Raw genomic sequence first — 16,747 nt, forward strand, 5'->3', positions numbered from 1 at the left:
TTCGCAGCTTTTTTGTCATTTTTATTTTGCTGGAAATTCATTCCGAATGGTGTAATCAAAGGCACCTAATGCAGCCGTAGCGCCAGATCCCATCGAGATGATGATCTGCTTGTAGGCACTGTCTGTGCAGTCTCCTGCCGCAAAGATTCCCTCTACGTTAGTAGCACCGTGCTTATCAACTAAGATTTCACCACGATCAGTCAAAGCAACAGAATCCTTCAACCATTCGGTATTAGGCATTAAGCCGATCAAAATGAAGACACCTTCAACGTCTAAGGTATGCTCTTGATTCGTTCCCCGATCAGTGTAAGTAATTGCTTCAACATGACTAGAACCGGTAATTTCCTTTGTCGCAGCATTAGTAATCACAGTTACGTTATCCAATTGATACAATTTATCCTGCAAGACTTTATCTGCTTTTAACTCAGGTAAAAATTCTACTACATAAACATGTTTAGACAGTCCTGCTAAGTCAATCGCTGCTTCAATCCCGGAGTTTCCGCCGCCGACTACTGCAACATCTTTGCCTTTAAATAAGGGGCCGTCACAATGTGGGCAATACGCGATTCCTTTGTTTTTGAATTCTTTTTCTCCAGGCACATTAATCGCACGCCAGCGAGCACCGGTAGAAAGAATTGCCGTTTTTGATTTTAATTGCGCGCCGTTTTCCAGCTCAACTTCAATCCATTCCCCTTTACGGATGGCTTTTGCCCGTTGACCTTTCATTATATCAACGCCGTATTGATTCACATGTTCTTCCACTTGACGCATTAATTGTGGGCCTTCAACATAAGGTGTACCAATAACGTTTTCAATCCCTAGTGTCTCAAGTACTTGACCACCAAAGGTCTCAACAACCATGCCGGTTTTAATTCCCTTACGTGCGGCATAGATCGCTGCACTAGCACCAGCAGGTCCACCGCCAACGACTAAGACATCAAAAGGTTCTTTTTCCGCAAATTCTTCGGCATCCATTGGTCCAGCTACTTTTTCGATCAATTGTTCAATCGTCGTACGCCCGCTGCTAAACTCTTCACCGTCTAGAAAGACTGTTGGAACAGCCATTACTTCTTTTTCGTCGATTTCTTTTTGGAACATACCGCCTTCAATCATGGTATGAGAAATGTTTGGATTCACCACAGACATGATATTTAAGGCTTGAACCACATCCGGACAATTGTGACAAGTTAAGCTGACATACGTCTCAAAATGTAGGGTTTTGCTGATTGTTTGAATTTGTTTAATAATCTTTTCATCTACTTTTGGTGCCCGTCCGCTAACCTGCAGCAAAGCTAAGATAAATGAAGTGAACTCATGCCCCATTGGTAGTCCAGCAAATGCGATGCCGCTTTTTTCTGAGCCTGAAGGATTAATTTCAAAGCTGGGTGTACGAGACAAGTCCGCTTTTTCCACTGTGATACGAGGAGTCATTTCTGCTACCTCGTTTAGAAATTCAGCAACTTTGGTTGAGTTTTCGTCATCTGACAGGCTGGCTGTGAAAATGACATCTGACTCTAATAGTTCTAAATATTGCTTTAATTGTGCTTTCGTTTCATTATCTAACATAAAGTCGCTCCTTAAATTTTGCCAACTAGGTCGAAGCTTGGTTTCAATGTTTCGCCGTCTTCTTTCCATTTAGCAGGACAAACTTCACCTGGATGAGTGCGAACGTATTGCGCCGCACGGATTTTGTCTACTAAGGTACTTGCATCGCGGCCGATACCGTCTGCATTGATTTCCATCGCTTGCACGATTCCGTCTGGATCGATAATGAAGGTGCCCCGTTGTGCTAAACCAGATTCTTCATCTAATACGTCGAAAATACGTGAAATATGATGAGAAGGATCACCGATCATTGTGTACTCAATTTTGCCAATCGCATCTGAAGTATCGTGCCAAGCTTTATGTGTAAAGTGGGTATCTGTTGAACAAGAGTAAACTTCTACGCCTAACTCTTTTAATTTTCCATATTGTTCTTGTAAATCTTCCAATTCAGTTGGACAAACAAACGTAAAATCAGCTGGATAAAAACAAACAATACTCCATTTACCCATTAAATTTTCTTGAGAAACCTCGATAAATTCTCCTTGATGATACGCATTTGCTTGAAACTCTTCTACTTGCTTTCCGATTAATGACATTAGTAAATTCCTCCTGTTTTATATTGAGAATAGCGCTCCTTAATTGAAAAAACCGAATGATAAAACGGTAAATACTAAGTTTGCTGTTCTCGTTACTTTATAATCATTATAATCAGAAACTTGTTCTATTGTAAACACTTTTTTTACGAAATTTGCATTTTAGTACAAAAAAATCGGATGATCCGCTGTCACCTTACTGGTAAGCGGATCATCCGATTAACTATTCTTAAGCTTTGATATAGTAGTCTCAGTTTTTACTATTTTACCGTGTTACGAGCTTTTCTTCTGTATAAGTAGATGATTAGCGCTTGGATCGCAACGATTCCTACACCAACAGCAATGTTGACTTTAATCGCTGTTTGCTGCCAAGGCATCCATTGTGAAGCTGATTCATAATTCTCGTACTCGCGGCTGTTAACCACTGTGTACAGAATATTGTGAGCCGCTGTTCTCATCGCCTGAACAGCAGTAGCACTTTCTGTATCATCAAGTCCAGCGCCGGTTTCACCTGTAGTTGAAAGCATCATGTCATTTCCGTTACGGATCGCTTTGTCTGCATCCATGTAACCATATCCGCCAAAGTAATCTGTTAAGACAAATCCGTCAAAGCCCCACTCATCACGTAATACAGTATTAAGTAAGGTTGAGCTTCCACCAGCCCATTGATTGCCAATGTAGTTGAAGGCTGACATTGCTGCATTAGCACCGCCGTCTTTAACTGCCATTTCAAATGGTTTCAAGTATACTTCACGAATTGCTTGCTCAGTAGACCAAGTTAACAATAGATCCGTACGGTTAGTCTCTTGATCGTTTAAAGCAAAATGTTTCATGTAAGAGTAAACGCCTTTAGATTTCGCACCAGCAATTTCGTTTGCTGCCATAACACCTGAAATCACGCCATCCTCAGAGTAATACTCAAAGTTACGGCCAGAAAAAGCACTTCTATGAATGTTCATTGCTGGACCATACCAGCCAGAAATACCGATTTCGGCAGCTTCTTCACCGACTGCTTCGCCACGATCCTTCGCTAGTTCTTTGTTCCAAGTTGCAGCAATCATTGTTGCTGTTGGGAAGGCTGTGCCTTTGGCTTGAACAAAGAAACTGCTGATACCTGCGGGACCATCGAAATCATAGGTTTGCAGTTTGCCGACTGATTTAGCAGCCACTGTTTGGTACCCACCATAAGTGATCAGGTTGCTCATGTCTTTGACTGTCATTTGATCTAGCAAGGTTTCCCATTGCGCATCATCGAAGTCTAGACCCACTAAATCATTTAATTCCATCCCATTCTTTTCACCTGTTTTAGGCATTTCGTCTTCATCATCGTTGACAATTTCATAATCGTCAGCGTTGGTTAGACCGTCTTTTTCTAAGTCAGTTAGTTGACGACTTTCAGGTCTTGCAGTTGTTTCTTCGTAGTTTGCAAAGTTGTCCGCACGGCTTAAGTAGTCCACTTCACCAGTGGCAAAGTCAGTAAATTGGTTTGTTGCTACTACCTCATCTGTACTACGTTTGTTATCTGCGTCATAAGTAATTGTTTGGCCTAAAGTAAAGACTTTACTATCCAATGACTCATGAGCATTTTCTTTCAGCGCAATCGTATATTCGCCTTCTTCTAAAACGTACGCTTGTGCATCTTGGTTATCAAATGATGCCATGTCTTCTTGATTGAAAGAGACAGTCAACGTTTGACTTTCACCTGGTGCGATTTCGTCAGTCTTTTCAAAGGTTAAGACGTTCGTAGCTGCTTTTTCAATGCCCCCATCTTGATATGGCGGAGTGAAGTAAACTTGCACGACATCTTTACCAGCAACATCACCAGTGTTTCGAACAGTTACGTCAAAGGTGATCGTGCCGTCACTTTCCGTTCTCAAGTCACCCATTGTTTGTTCAAAGGTCGTGTAGCTTAGTCCATAACCTAATGGGTATTGAACGGCTTGTGAGTAGCCTTCTTCGTTGTCTTGATAGTATGTTTCATAGAACTTGTAGCCTACATAGATATTTTCAACGTAATCAATGAATTTATATTTGCTGTCATCATAAGAGAAATCACCAAAGTTGTTCCAAGTTGGTGTTTGTTGCAGGTCATAAACAAAGGTATCCACTGTTTTACCTGATGGGTTTACTTCCCCTTTTAAGATATCACCTAAAGCAGAAAATCCAGTCGCACCAGGACCAGCCATCCATAAAGCACCTTTGATATTGTCATAGTCGTTTAACCAGCCAAGCTCCATCGCATTGGAGGAGTTAACTAAAACAATAACATCTTCAAAATTATCCGTAACTAGGTCCACCATGTCTCGTTCAGTTTTTGATAACTGAAGATAATGGTCGCCGTCTTCAAAATCGCCGTCATTTCCTTCATATGTGATGCCTTCACCCTTCATGTTAGTTGGCAGGTCAGCACCTTCGCCACCTACACGAGAGATAACAATTAAGGCAGTATTGGAGAATTCTTTTGCATCGTCAATCAGTTTATCTGAATAATCGCTGCTTTTAGGCTCAACTAACGTCCAATCTTGCGCCCACATGCCAACTTCTGGACGATCGGTGCGATAGTCTGAGTAAAAATCAGATAATTGATCATTTAGACTAAAACCGGCTTCTTCTAATCCACTTAAAATAGTTGTGGCATTACTTGTATCCACATTTCCTGATCCAGTACCACCATAAACCGGATTGGTTGAAGCCCAACCAAATACGTTTAAGTTCTCTGTATCTTCAAGTGGCAGATAGTTATCGGTGTTTTTTAATAGAACCGTTCCTTCATTGGCAATTTCTTTCGTTAGCTCACCATTTTTTTCTAAGGTTGCTGCACTAACATCATTTAAGCTAGCATAATTCAAGTTGAATAAATTAGACATTGGACCAAAGATAATGGTATTTACAGTCAGCATGATAGCAATCAGCATGATTACTAAAGACTCGCCTTTTAGCCAGAATTTGAATTTCCAATCTTTATTTCTAAAGACGATAAGAGCAATAATGATAAGTACGAGTAAAACGGCTGCTGGAATTAAGTAAACCGATACTTTTTGAATCGTTGCATAGACATCTGCCATGTTCAAAACGCCGTCTTGACTTAATTTGTTTAGATAAAATGCTGCAAAACCTGCAATTGCTAACACAATTACAAGCGGTATTAATAGCTTACGATACTTTTTCATTTGTATCCCCTTCCATATTATGAAAAATTAGCTTGCAAAGCTGATACCCCTATTTCCCCCACTTGAGATACACCGGTTTATCTCAAGTTGAAAACGATATGTAACCCTTTACAAGGCATAGTATAGCAACCTAAATAGACAATGAAATAACTATTTCATATCTTGTTGCTATTTATTCATAACTTGTTTCCAACTGATTAAAACCAGTTGAAAACAAGCGTTGAACCCTAATTAAACCCATAAAATCTTTTGGCAATTCGATAAGCGCCAATAGCTGTTTTTCGCCCTAGCTTCCCTGGAAGATTCACACCGAGCCCAAACAGTCCTCTACGTAATCTCTTGTATAAGACAGGATCACTCTCACGGATGAACTGCCATAATTCCTGCTTTTTCAACATGCTGTCAGGTGAACCCTCTTTGATTAGAAAGATCGAAGAAACCGTCGTAATAATTTCTACATAGCGTTGCATGTATTTTAACAAGCTTTCATTTTCTACCTTTGTATCCGAATAAAAGCTGACCATTCGCTTGTTAACAGCTAATTGCTGATCGATCCGCTGAATCATTACTTGTTCATTCACCGATTGGTCATCTCTGCCAATAAAATAACGATATAAGTCCACATCTAAGTAGTACATATTTTTTACTAATGGGAGCGGCTGAAAAATATACAAGTTATCCACATAAAACGTATGTTGTGGTAATTTTAGAGAAAGCTCCTTTAGAATGTCTAAACGATAAATGACCGAATGCATGAGTAAATATTTCCCTAACGGAAACCGGACGTCCTCCCAAGAGAACTTCTCATTTACTGGTAAAAAGGATTCATAAGAGATAACTTTTTTATTCTTCACACCCTGTTTTTCGTAAACGTAGTTACTGATCAGCATATCAATTGAGTGATTTTTTTGGATTGCTTCATTGAGCATTTCCAACACCTGATGATAGGCATTCGCATCTAACCAGTCATCACTATCAACTACCTTTACGTATTGGCCTGTTGCATGCTCGATTCCCGTATTAATTGCTTGACCATGTCCACCATTTTCTTGATGAACAGCTTTCACAACCTTGGGAAATTGATCGGCATAGTGTTCAGCAATTTCGGCCGTTCGGTCAGTGGACCCATCATTAACGATAATGATTTCTACTTCTTCTCTACCCAACAATAAGGAGTTAATGCAACGTTCCATATAATCTGCTGAGTTATAGCAAGGAACAATTAAACTAAGTATTTTCATGATCAATTTTCTTTCTTCATTATTTTGAATTTCATCATTGGATAGTTTATCAGAACTTGAATCACAATGTTGACAATATTTGCGACAGTTGGGGCAAATTTACCAATATATGGAGATAACTGTGCGATCACGTAAGGCGGTAGCCAAACTGAGATTAGCCCAGCAACAGTTACCGTAGCAATGTACCAAGGTAACACTTTTTTCACATCCACTGTCGCAGAAAAGACTACTTTTCGTTGAACAATGAAGTTGACGATTTGAGCACAGATATATGCCGTTAAGAAACTTAAGAAACCACCTAAACCACCTTGCTCAGTTCCGTAGTTAAAGATAAACCAGTTAAACGGAATATCACTTAAGCTCGAAAAGAGAACTCCGGTACTTACCCACAGCACAACGAAATTCGTAATTGTGGCAACATTGCTCATAATATTAAATAAAATGAATTCGTACAGATCTGGGTGATCATTTTTAAACCCTTTAACTGTCTGCACCAGTTTATTGCTTGACTCACTTTGTTTCATGGTAGACCTCCTATCCTAATTTGATTTCTGAAGCTTCCGATTTTGGAAGAATTGTTTGATTAATCCAGCAAAGCCTTTGAAAAAGTGCCCATTAACCATTACAAGCATTTCATCAACCATTGCAAGGCTGACCATACCGTTGGTCATTTTAGCAATCGCTCTAAACGGCATGTTAGATATAAACAATAGGTTCAGATCTGGTTTGCCTTTTTTCTCACTTCTTTTCAGCAAGCTGCGAATAATCCGATGAACGAGGCGGGCCAAAGGATTTTTCGCCTGACTCATTTCAGCTATAATACTTGTTCGGTCCAGCAGTCGCTGACCGGTAGCTTCTTCATGAGGAAGCTGCTTTCCATATAGTTCTGCGAAATCTTCTAATGTGACCTCTTCAAGTGCAACACGTTGATATTTTGGCTGTAGAAGTGTGCTTTCTGGTTTGGTTCCCTCTACTTGCAATTGACCTTCCAACCGAATGTCTTGTACAGAACTAGCTAGCATGATTTTGTATTCGCCGGCTTCTGTCTTCCATGATCTGCTTTTCACATCATAGTAGCGGAAAGTCTTGTCGTCGAAAGCGATCTCGATGGTTTGACTTTCTTTGGGTTGTAGAAAGACTTTAGTAAAACCCTTCAGCTCTTTTTCTGGTCGTAGCAATGTAGAAGATGGATTACTTACATATAGCTGAACGATCTCCGCACCAGCCGTTTCACTGGTATTGGTAATCACCGCTTTTATACCTGTTTTTGTTATCTGTAAGTCACTATACTGGAAGCTGGAGTAGCTTAAGCCATAACCAAAGGGATAGCGAACCGCTTTTTTCGCGGTATCATAGTAGCGATACCCGACATAAATTCCTTCTTTGTAGTAAGCATAGCGGCCTTTAGCTGGGAACTCTTTGCCAAAAGGAACATCTTGATAAGTAAGCGGATAGGTTTCGTTTAATTTCCCACTTGGATTATGCTGCCCACAAATGACTTCTAGCATGGCGCTGGCTCCGGCTTCTCCACCAAGATAGCCATGTAAAATCCCTTGAACTTTATTTTCCCAAGAGCATTCCACGACTGAACCAGCTGATAAAGCAACGATGATTGGCTTTCCTGTTTCAGCCAACTCTTGGATTAAGGCAAGTTGATTTTTCGGCATATCAATCGTTGTACGGTCCATTCCTTCACTTTCCAGAATTTCATCCAATCCTGCATAAAGTAAAATTACGTCGCTCTTTTTGGCTAAAGCTAAGGCTTCGTTCACTAATTGATCGTTACTTCTGCCGCCACGTTCATAGCCTTTAGCAAAACCAGAAACTGTCAACGGATAGTTTCCAATGACATCTAAGGTTGTTTCTAAATTCTTAGCATTTACAACAGAAGATCCTGCTCCTTGGTAACGAGGCGTTTGGGCAAAATCCCCAATAACTGCGACTTTCTTCGTTTTATCCAACGGCAATACATTGTCCTCATTTTTCAACAAGACGACGCTTTCCATTGCGGCTTTTTTGGCTACTTCGTGGTGCTGGGTCCAATCAATCGTTCCGTCAGCTGGTGACACATCCACTGAGTTAACTACTGTTAAAAATTCATCCACCCGTTGATCTAAAACCGCTTCATCCAGCTTGCCGTTTTTGACTGATTCAATCAACTCCAACGTGCCATTTTTGCCTAAAGTTGGCATTGCTAAGTGACTGCCGTTTTTCACACCAGCCGTATGATCATTGTCCCCGCCCCAGTCGGATACTACAAAGCCTTTAAAGCCCCATTCATCCTTCAAGATGTCCCGCAGTAAATAGGAATCTTCATTGGCATAAGCTCCGTTTACTAAATTGTAGGAGGACATGATTGATTTAGGCTGCCCTTCTTTGACAGCAATCTCAAAGTTAGTGGTATAAATTTCCCGTAACGTTCGCTCGTCAACAATAGAATCCGAAGCCATCCGGCGATATTCCTGACTGTTAGCAGCAAAGTGTTTCGGACTTGCGATTGTCCCGTTGGCCTGGATTCCGCGGATGCTGGAAGCCGCTAGCTTACCGGCTAAATAAGGATCTTCACTATAATATTCAAAATTTCTACCGCATTTAGGATTGCGCTTAATGTTTAAACCTGGTCCTAATACGACATGTACTCCTAAAGCTTTCGCTTCTTCACCAATACATTTACCTACTTGATAAACCAATCCCTCATCCCAGCTGTTGGCTAAGGTCGCAGCTGTCGGAAAACAGGTTGCTGGCAGGCTTTCATTTAAGCCTAAGTGGTCTGCTTCTCCCATTTGCTTTCTTAATCCGTGAGGACCATCCGACATAAAAATCGCTGGTACTACTTCTGGAATATCTTGCGATTCCCACGTGCTCTTTCCTGACATTAGAGAAGCTTTTTGTTCTACAGTTAGCTTGTCGATTATTGTTTTATTCTTTAGCATACTCTTCACCTTTTCGATTTATGAGGTCACTTTATCATTTAAGGAAGCGGTATCAAACAGTCTGTTCATACTTTGCTGCTTTTTATTCATAACCTGCTTTTTTGGTAGGCGGCTAGTCATTATTTTGCAAAAAGAAGCTTGCTTTAGCAATAGCAACAGTTATAATAAATTGGTGTAGATTGATGTTAGAGGAGGTTTATTACATGAAAATCGCTATTGTGGAAGATGATATTCAGCAACAGAATTGCTTTATTTCACTTGTTAATCGCTATACAGTTGAAAATGGTATACCTGTTACTATCACCCCTTTTAACGATGGGATTGAAATAATCGAGAGGTATCACGGGGAATTTGATGTTATTTATTTTGATGTAGAAATGCCGATAATGGATGGGATGACCACTGCAAAAAAAATTCGAGCGATCGATCCGAACGTAGTGATTATTTTTCTCACAAATTACGTTCAGTTTGCGATTGATGGTTATGCCGTTAATGCTGAGGACTTTTTATTAAAACCTTTAACTTATTTCAACTTTAGTGAACATTTTAAAAAGATTATTGAAAAATTATCGAATAAAAAACATGAAACTATTACTATTAAAACAAATTCGGGAATCCGTAAGATCCTTCTGGAGGATTTAATTTATGTTGAATGTGAAGGACACTATCTATATTTTTATACCAATGACCAAGTGTATTCCCTTTTAGGTTCGATGAAAAATACTGAAACTGAACTAAAAGACAAACACTTCTTTCGGTGCAATAATTGTTATTTAGTCAATTTGAAGCATGTTCGCGCAATCGACGGGAATACCGCACATGTCGGCAGATTCGATTTGCGAATCAGCCGTCCACGGAAAAAAGATTTTTTAACAGCTTTGACCAACTATTTAGGAAGTGGAGGACTCTAAATGAACGAAGTGTTACCAAATATTCCGCGTTTTTATACGGCACTTGCTGAGTGGATTGCCTGCCTTTTTGTGATTGCTCAATTTGATAAATCGACTTGGAAAAAAGAGGCACTGTTGCTTTTACCTTTCATGGGACTTGGTCAAATTGTCTTACAATTATTTGTAGGTACTTGGCCTTTGCTTTTTTGGATCCCGGGGATGTTTTTAAATGTGTTGTGGATGCTGCTGACTTTATTTATTGCTGTAGATGCCTCTAATTTCAGTTATTTTTATAACTTGTGTAAGGCCTTTATTTTTGCTGAATTTATCGCCTCAGTTTCTTGGCAGTTATACTGCCTGCTTTTCTTAAGATCAACTGAGAATATGGCGGTTACGGTACTATTTATGCTTACAATGTACATATTTTTGTCGTTATTGTATTACGTTTTTGAAAAAAGAAGTCCTCATCAGGCGGTCTTAAAGAACATAAAGAAGCGGGAAGTTGTTATTGCGGCACTTTCTGCCGTTATCATTTTCACCGTGAGCAATATGGGATTTATGTTTTACCAAACGTTTTTGGTTGCGGGGGATGTCCAGTCGATTTTCATTTTCCGCACGTTTATTAATCTATGCGGGTTATTGATTTTGTATATTCAAGAAAGTATGCGCTACGATATTTATCTGAGAAATGAGCTTTCATCGATCAACAATGTTTTGCAGTCGCAATATGAGCAATACGAAGCCTTTCGTGAAAGCAATGCCCTGGTCAGTCAAAAGTTCCATGACTTAAAGCACCAATTAGACATCATTGAAATGGAACCTGAACCGGATAAGCGAAAGGAATATGTCCATCAATTAAAAAAAGACCTCACCCAGTATCAGGCCTCAGTCAAAACTGGCAATGCGATCATGGACGTTATCTTAACAAGAAAAAACAGCTTTTGTATTCAAAACAAGATTACCTTTACTTGTATTGTGGATGGAAAGTTATTGGATTTTATTGAAACGATGGATCTTTGCAGTTTGTTGGGAAATGCGTTGGATAATGCGATTGAATCTACACTAAAAAATGCCAATAGAGACAAACGTCTAATCAAATTACGTGTGGAACAAAAAGCCGGTTTTGTATTGTTTTTACTGAATAATTATAGTGATGATGACCTTTCCTTTGAAAATGGTTTGCCTCAAACAACTAAGGATGACAAAGAATATCACGGGTATGGCTTGAAGAGTATTTATTATGTTGCCAATAAATATAATGGGACGATGACCATCAGTCACGAAAATAATTGGTTCTCTTTGAAAGTCTTATTGCCTATTACTTAAAAAATCCAGCGAAAAAAATTCGCTGGATTTTTTTATCCTTCTTTTGAGACTAAATTTAACGCCTCTTCAATCACCTGGTGCATGTCGAAGTAACGGTACATGCCTAAACGTCCACCAAAAATTACTTGCTGGTCCTGGTCAGCTAATGCTTTGTATTGCTGATAGGTTTGCAGATTTTTTTCGTTGTTCACTGGATAATAAGGTTCCTCACCTTTTTGCCAAGTTCTTGGATATTCTTTAGTAATAATCGTTTTTCCCTGTGTTCCATATTCGAAATGCTTGTGTTCAATGATTCGTGTGTAGGGTACGGTTTTATCAATATAATTAATGACCGCATTTCCCTGGAAGTTATCCGTGTCTAATGTCTCGTGTTCAAAAGACAACGAACGGTAATCCAATTCTCCATACTGGTAGTCATAATATTCATCAATCATACCGGTATAAATAATCTTCTCATAGTTTTTCAGCCATTGTTCTTTGTTTTGCATAAAGTCAGTGTTCAACTGAACTTGAATGTTGGGATGATCCAGCATTTTCTCAACAATCTGAGTATAGCCTCCCACCGGAATCCCTTGATATAAGTCGTTGAAATAATTGTTATCAAAAGTCAAGCGTACAGGTAATCGGCGAATAATAAACGCCGGCAGTTCTGAACAGGGCTGTCCCCATTGTTTCTCGGTGTATTCTTTGATTAAGGTTTCGTAAATGTCGGTGCCCACTAGCGAAATCGCTTGTTCTTCTAGATTTTGTGGTTCTTTGTTGTGGGGCAGTTGGCTTTGCTGAGCAATTTTTTCTTTTACCTCAGCCGGTGTCCGCAAGCCCCATAGTGCATAAAAGGTGTTCATATTAAAAGGCAAATTGTACAGCTTGCCTTTACTTAACGCCACTGGCGCATTGGTAAAACGGTTGAATTGGGCATATTGATTCACAAAATCCCAAATTTTCTTATTCGATGTATGAAAAATATGGGCACCATATTGATGAACCTGAATGCCTTCGATTTCTTTGGTATAGATATTGCCGGCAAGATGGGCCCGTTTCTCCAGCACTGTTACTTGATGGCCTCTTTCTGCCATTTGACTGGCAAAAACAGCACCGAACAACCCACTACCGACGACTAAATAATTTGTCATCACTTGTCCTCCCCTAGACCATGTTTCATTACACAACCTATCATAGTTTAGGGCAGCTTGAAAAGTCTTTTTAGTAAAAATAATTAACTATCAGATAGCTACTCAGTTTCGTTCAAAGCCATTTTTGCGGTAATTGACAATAAATAGTCCTGTGATAATCAGTAGTTCAATAATCAGTACCAACCAGCTTTGCAGCGTTAAGCCCTGATTACTACCTTCAGCAAAAGCGGTCACCATATTGCCAACAATGCCGGTATACAAAAATTCACTGACTTTTTGGAAACTGCCGACAAGATTACCAAACATTGGAACCAGCATCAAGACTAAAATGAACACCGCACATAAATTACTTGAGGCCATTTGATTTTTAGCGAATAATCCAATCAACATTCCTAATACACAGCTAGTCAAACTAGCCAGCGAAGTCACTACTATATACAAACCTAAGGAAAGATGGCTGCGATCAAGTCCACTTAAAACTAATACCAGTAAATTAATCACGATGGACACCGCAAACGATGGGATCACCGCGCTGACAAAATATTCCCCACCATTGACCGAAGAAGTCATTAAGGTTCGCAACGTGTTCTTCTCTTTTTCCTTTGCTAGCATTGTCGCTGGCATCATCATGGAAACGCTGGTCAGATTCATCAATAATCCTAAATTTAATACCAACGCCAGCATCATCGGCGGCATCGCTTCGCCATCTAAGATATTTTGATAAACAAAGCGCATCAATAACGTCAAGAGCGGTACCATACTGCCAGTAATCAGAAAGGTTTTATTGCGAAACAATTCTTTGCACTTAAATCGTGTCAAGACGGTAACTTTGTTAAGAGATAAGCTCATTAGTTCAATCCCCTTCCGGTCACAGTTAAAAAGACATTTTCTAAGGTTGGTTCACAGGTATGAATCGATTCCACCAAATCACCAGTCAGCCACTCGGTAAGTTTCTTGGTGTTTTCTTTCGTATGGGTCAATGTGACTTCTTCTTTTGAGCTTAGTAAAACCCGGTATTTCTTCTCGGAATTGTAGCGCAAGCAAATTTCCTGCGGGGTGCCAAACTCGACAATTCGACCATCGTTTAACAAGGCCACATGATCACACAATCGAGTGGCTTCCTCCATGTTGTGGGTCGTTAAGAAGATCCCCATGCCTGCTTCCTTCAGTTCTAAAAGTAGACGATGAATATCGCAAGCAGTGGTTGGATCAAGTCCCGAAGTCGGCTCATCTAAAAACAATACCTTAGGCTGATGCAAGACCGCCCGAGCCAAAACCAAACGCTGGGTTTGCCCCTTGGATAGTTTGCCGGCTAGTTGCTTTTTCTGCTCCGCCAAACCAACCCGATTTAGTAAAACGTCCACCCGCTCTTTTGGGACATTCAATAATTGCGCAAATAGTAATAGGTTCTCATAGACGGTAAATTCTTCATAAATCCCGCTGGTATCGGTGACAATCCCGATTTTTTCGTAAATTTTCTCGGTGATTTTGCGGGTATCACTGCCTAAAATAAAGGCTTCGCCAGTACTTTGAACCATTTGCCCAGTAACAATTTTGATGGTAGTGGTCTTGCCGGCACCTGATGGTCCTAAGAAACCTAAAATTTCGCCGGCAGAAAGGATCATATTGATATCCTTCAAGGCATGATTATTAACAAAGACTTTTGAGATGTGCCTGAGTTTTAATAGTTCTTCTGTCATAGGGCGCTCCCCTCCATTTAGTTATTAGACTAACTATAAATAGCTTTGGCCTGAAATAGTTCACTGCGTCCAAAAAAGACAGAAACCTGTCTTTTTTGGCAGGTTTCTGTCTTCAGCTTAGCTTAAAGGTCATCAGTTGAATGAACTCTTGTTTTTCTACGCGGGTTTCTAACCAAACTTCAGGGTAGCGATGAGTTATTTCTTTTAAATTGGCTAAGCCTAGTCCTCGGTTTTTGCCTTTAGTGGAATAATCATTGGTCCATATTCGCTGCAAATCAACTGGCTGGCTCACCGGATTTTTCACCATGAAGGTTAATTTTCCGTTTTCTTTTAAGAGGACAACCGTGACTTGTTTTTGATGTTCCGCAGCGGCAGCTTCAATCGCATTATCAAGCAAGATTCCCCCGCATCGGAGTAAATCAGATATTTCCATTGGAATCTCCTTGACCGGTTCCATAACTTCAATGATCAGTTGAACGTTGGCTTTTTCGGCCTGCATGACTTTAGCCATGATTAAGGTTTTTAGTTCGATGACTTCAATGTTCGTTAACTGGTTCATTTGCTGCAGGTCTAAGCGGATCTCCTTATCCATTTGCAGCATTTTCGTGCTGATATATGCTTGGGCATCGGCGACATCGCCGGATTCCATTTTGGCGTAAAGTCCCGTGGCTACATTCTTGTAATCGTGATGGATTTTCCGAAGATCCATTTGAATTGCTTCTAGTTTTTGCAAATAAATTTGTTGCTGTAAGACCAACGCCTCAGATTCCCGTAGACGATTGTCTCGTAGGTATTCCCGGATTAAGAAGCCATAAACAGCAATTAATAGAACATAGCTGGATACATAAAAAATCATCCGAGTAGCAGAAGAGTTATTTAAAAAGAAAAGATGATTGACTAGTTCGATAATTATATTTAGTGTGCTGATTACCAATGCGATAACTAAGGCTAGCTTAGGAAAACGTGCAATCTGTGGTAGTACAAAAAACATTCTCGTTTTCGAAAGAAGATAATACAGCCCCATCAGAAATAGACAGGTCAGCACATTGCATAATAGACTCATTGCGATTGGCGAGAGGGTTGAAAAAGTCAAATTCAGTAAGGCTATACAGATGTCCATCATCGGCAAGAGAAGAATTGTGTTAAATATACCTAAGAAAAAGATCACTCGCCAATCGACTACCTTGAAGATATAATTATGTAACCAAAGAGACAAGGCAGTGTTCATAATAGAAGAGAGGACAAGATAGATACCTAGTGGCAGGGCACTTGTGAAATACATTAATAATGTGACAAATAAGGATAATCCTGCATACATTAACCAAGTAAAACGCCTTTTTCGTTTTTCTTTAAAGACTAAGTAAACCAACTCATACTCTAAGATGAAAGTGATTAAAAATGTAATAGTATTGAAAACAATTATAGTTAAACCTTCGTTCATCCTGCATTCCCCTCAAATAATTCCTTCAACAGCTTCCGACCGCCTCTAGACATTAGACAAACAGACCCGTTTTCCATAATGACGGTATTATCGGCATAATTGATCTGGTGGATTTTGCTCTTTTGAACTAGATAGGAGCGGTGAATCTTGATAAAATCCTCGGAAAGCTGCTGCTCAATTTTCTTCAATTCGCCGCGAAATTCCAATAGTCGGCTTTCGGTATGTAAAACCACACGATGGGCACCGACTGTTTCAAAAAACAGAATACTATCTAAAGGTAACTGATAGCTTGCATCGGCGACCTTCACGGTGTAATAAGCTTGATCCTCGCCAACTTCTTTCGTCAATAAGTGATGAATTTCCTGTAAACATTCCTTCAGTTGTTCATTTAATTTTTCCGGTACATCCTTATACAAGTAGCTCATGGCTTCCAAGCGGTATTTAAAGGTTTCAAAAATCAGCTCTTCATGGGTCGTCACAAAAATTAAAAAGCCTCGGGTATCGGTCTCGCGAATTTCCTTGGCTAGCGAAAAGCCATTATATGTATCGTGCTTCAAATCAACATCAAAAAAATAAATCGATCGTAAGCTGTGATTTCGGCGATGCTCAAGCACTTCCAATGGATCACCGGTCACTAAAACAATTTCCATATCATAGGCATGAATCATTATTAAGTTGGAAATGATTTTTTCTAAGTACTCTCGGGTTTCTTTGACATCGTCACAAATATAAATTGGTACCATACTTCAACCACTTTCCTTCAATAAATATACTT

At 39.8% G+C, this 16,747-nt stretch carries 13 protein-coding genes; 2 read left to right on the forward strand and 11 right to left on the reverse strand.

The window, feature by feature from the left end; all coding sequences use genetic code 11:
* Positions 1-21: 21 nt before the first annotated feature.
* The 6 genes from ahpF to IGI42_RS06510 form a co-directional block, all read right to left on the reverse strand.
* The gene (gene ahpF, locus IGI42_RS06485; protein ID WP_438715013.1) at positions 22-1,566 is read right to left on the reverse strand and encodes an alkyl hydroperoxide reductase subunit F; all 1,545 of its coding nucleotides are present in this window, start codon (positions 1,564-1,566) and stop codon (positions 22-24) included.
* Between the two features lie 11 nt (positions 1,567-1,577).
* Positions 1,578-2,141, reverse strand: a complete 564-nt coding sequence (ahpC, locus tag IGI42_RS06490) for an alkyl hydroperoxide reductase subunit C (RefSeq protein ID WP_438715014.1) — start codon at positions 2,139-2,141, stop codon at positions 1,578-1,580.
* A 257-nt stretch (positions 2,142-2,398) separates the two neighbouring features.
* Positions 2,399-5,308 carry a glycoside hydrolase family 3 protein gene (locus IGI42_RS06495; RefSeq protein ID WP_438715015.1) on the reverse strand — a complete coding sequence of 970 codons (2,910 nt, stop codon included), beginning with the start codon at positions 5,306-5,308 and terminating at the stop codon, positions 2,399-2,401.
* Positions 5,309-5,535: 227 nt separating this feature from the next.
* Positions 5,536-6,549 (reverse strand): glycosyltransferase family 2 protein, encoded by a 1,014-nt coding sequence (locus IGI42_RS06500; protein WP_438715016.1) that lies wholly within the window; start codon positions 6,547-6,549, stop codon positions 5,536-5,538.
* Positions 6,550-6,551: 2 nt separating this feature from the next.
* The gene (locus IGI42_RS06505; RefSeq protein WP_438715017.1) at positions 6,552-7,073 is read right to left on the reverse strand and encodes a hypothetical protein; all 522 of its coding nucleotides are present in this window, start codon (positions 7,071-7,073) and stop codon (positions 6,552-6,554) included.
* 15 nt (positions 7,074-7,088) lie between these two features.
* Positions 7,089-9,482: a glycoside hydrolase family 3 C-terminal domain-containing protein gene (locus tag IGI42_RS06510; protein ID WP_438715018.1), complete on the reverse strand. Its 2,394-nt coding sequence runs from the start codon at positions 9,480-9,482 to the stop codon at positions 7,089-7,091.
* A gap of 203 nt (positions 9,483-9,685) precedes the next feature.
* On the opposite strand from IGI42_RS06510, the gene IGI42_RS06515 reads away from it, so the two are divergent.
* Both IGI42_RS06515 and IGI42_RS06520 read left to right on the forward strand, forming a co-directional pair.
* The gene (locus IGI42_RS06515) at positions 9,686-10,393 is read left to right on the forward strand and encodes a LytR/AlgR family response regulator transcription factor (protein ID WP_438715019.1); all 708 of its coding nucleotides are present in this window, start codon (positions 9,686-9,688) and stop codon (positions 10,391-10,393) included.
* Entirely contained in the window at positions 10,394-11,698 is a 1,305-nt protein-coding gene (locus IGI42_RS06520) for a GHKL domain-containing protein (RefSeq protein ID WP_438715020.1), read from the forward strand.
* 32 nt (positions 11,699-11,730) lie between these two features.
* Here IGI42_RS06520 and glf read toward each other — a convergent pair whose 3' ends face one another.
* The 5 genes from glf to IGI42_RS06545 all read right to left on the reverse strand — a co-directional run bounded on the left by glf (position 11,731) and on the right by IGI42_RS06545 (position 16,715).
* Positions 11,731-12,831: a UDP-galactopyranose mutase gene (glf, locus tag IGI42_RS06525; protein ID WP_438715021.1), complete on the reverse strand. Its 1,101-nt coding sequence runs from the start codon at positions 12,829-12,831 to the stop codon at positions 11,731-11,733.
* Between the two features lie 102 nt (positions 12,832-12,933).
* Positions 12,934-13,680 carry an ABC transporter permease gene (locus tag IGI42_RS06530; protein WP_438715022.1) on the reverse strand — a complete coding sequence of 249 codons (747 nt, stop codon included), beginning with the start codon at positions 13,678-13,680 and terminating at the stop codon, positions 12,934-12,936.
* A complete protein-coding gene (locus IGI42_RS06535) occupies positions 13,680-14,531 on the reverse strand; it encodes an ABC transporter ATP-binding protein (RefSeq protein ID WP_438715023.1) in 852 nt (283 codons plus the stop codon). Before IGI42_RS06535 ends, IGI42_RS06530 begins: the two co-directional genes overlap by 1 nt.
* A gap of 112 nt (positions 14,532-14,643) precedes the next feature.
* Entirely contained in the window at positions 14,644-15,972 is a 1,329-nt protein-coding gene (locus IGI42_RS06540) for a sensor histidine kinase (RefSeq protein WP_438715024.1), read from the reverse strand.
* Positions 15,969-16,715 carry a LytR/AlgR family response regulator transcription factor gene (locus IGI42_RS06545; protein ID WP_438715025.1) on the reverse strand — a complete coding sequence of 249 codons (747 nt, stop codon included), beginning with the start codon at positions 16,713-16,715 and terminating at the stop codon, positions 15,969-15,971. The genes IGI42_RS06540 and IGI42_RS06545 overlap by 4 nt, the downstream gene beginning before the upstream one ends.
* Between the last annotated feature and the right edge of the window lie 32 nt (positions 16,716-16,747).

It is taken from the genome of Enterococcus sp. AZ109 (genome assembly GCF_051714625.1).
GTDB lineage: Bacteria > Bacillota > Bacilli > Lactobacillales > Enterococcaceae > Enterococcus_A.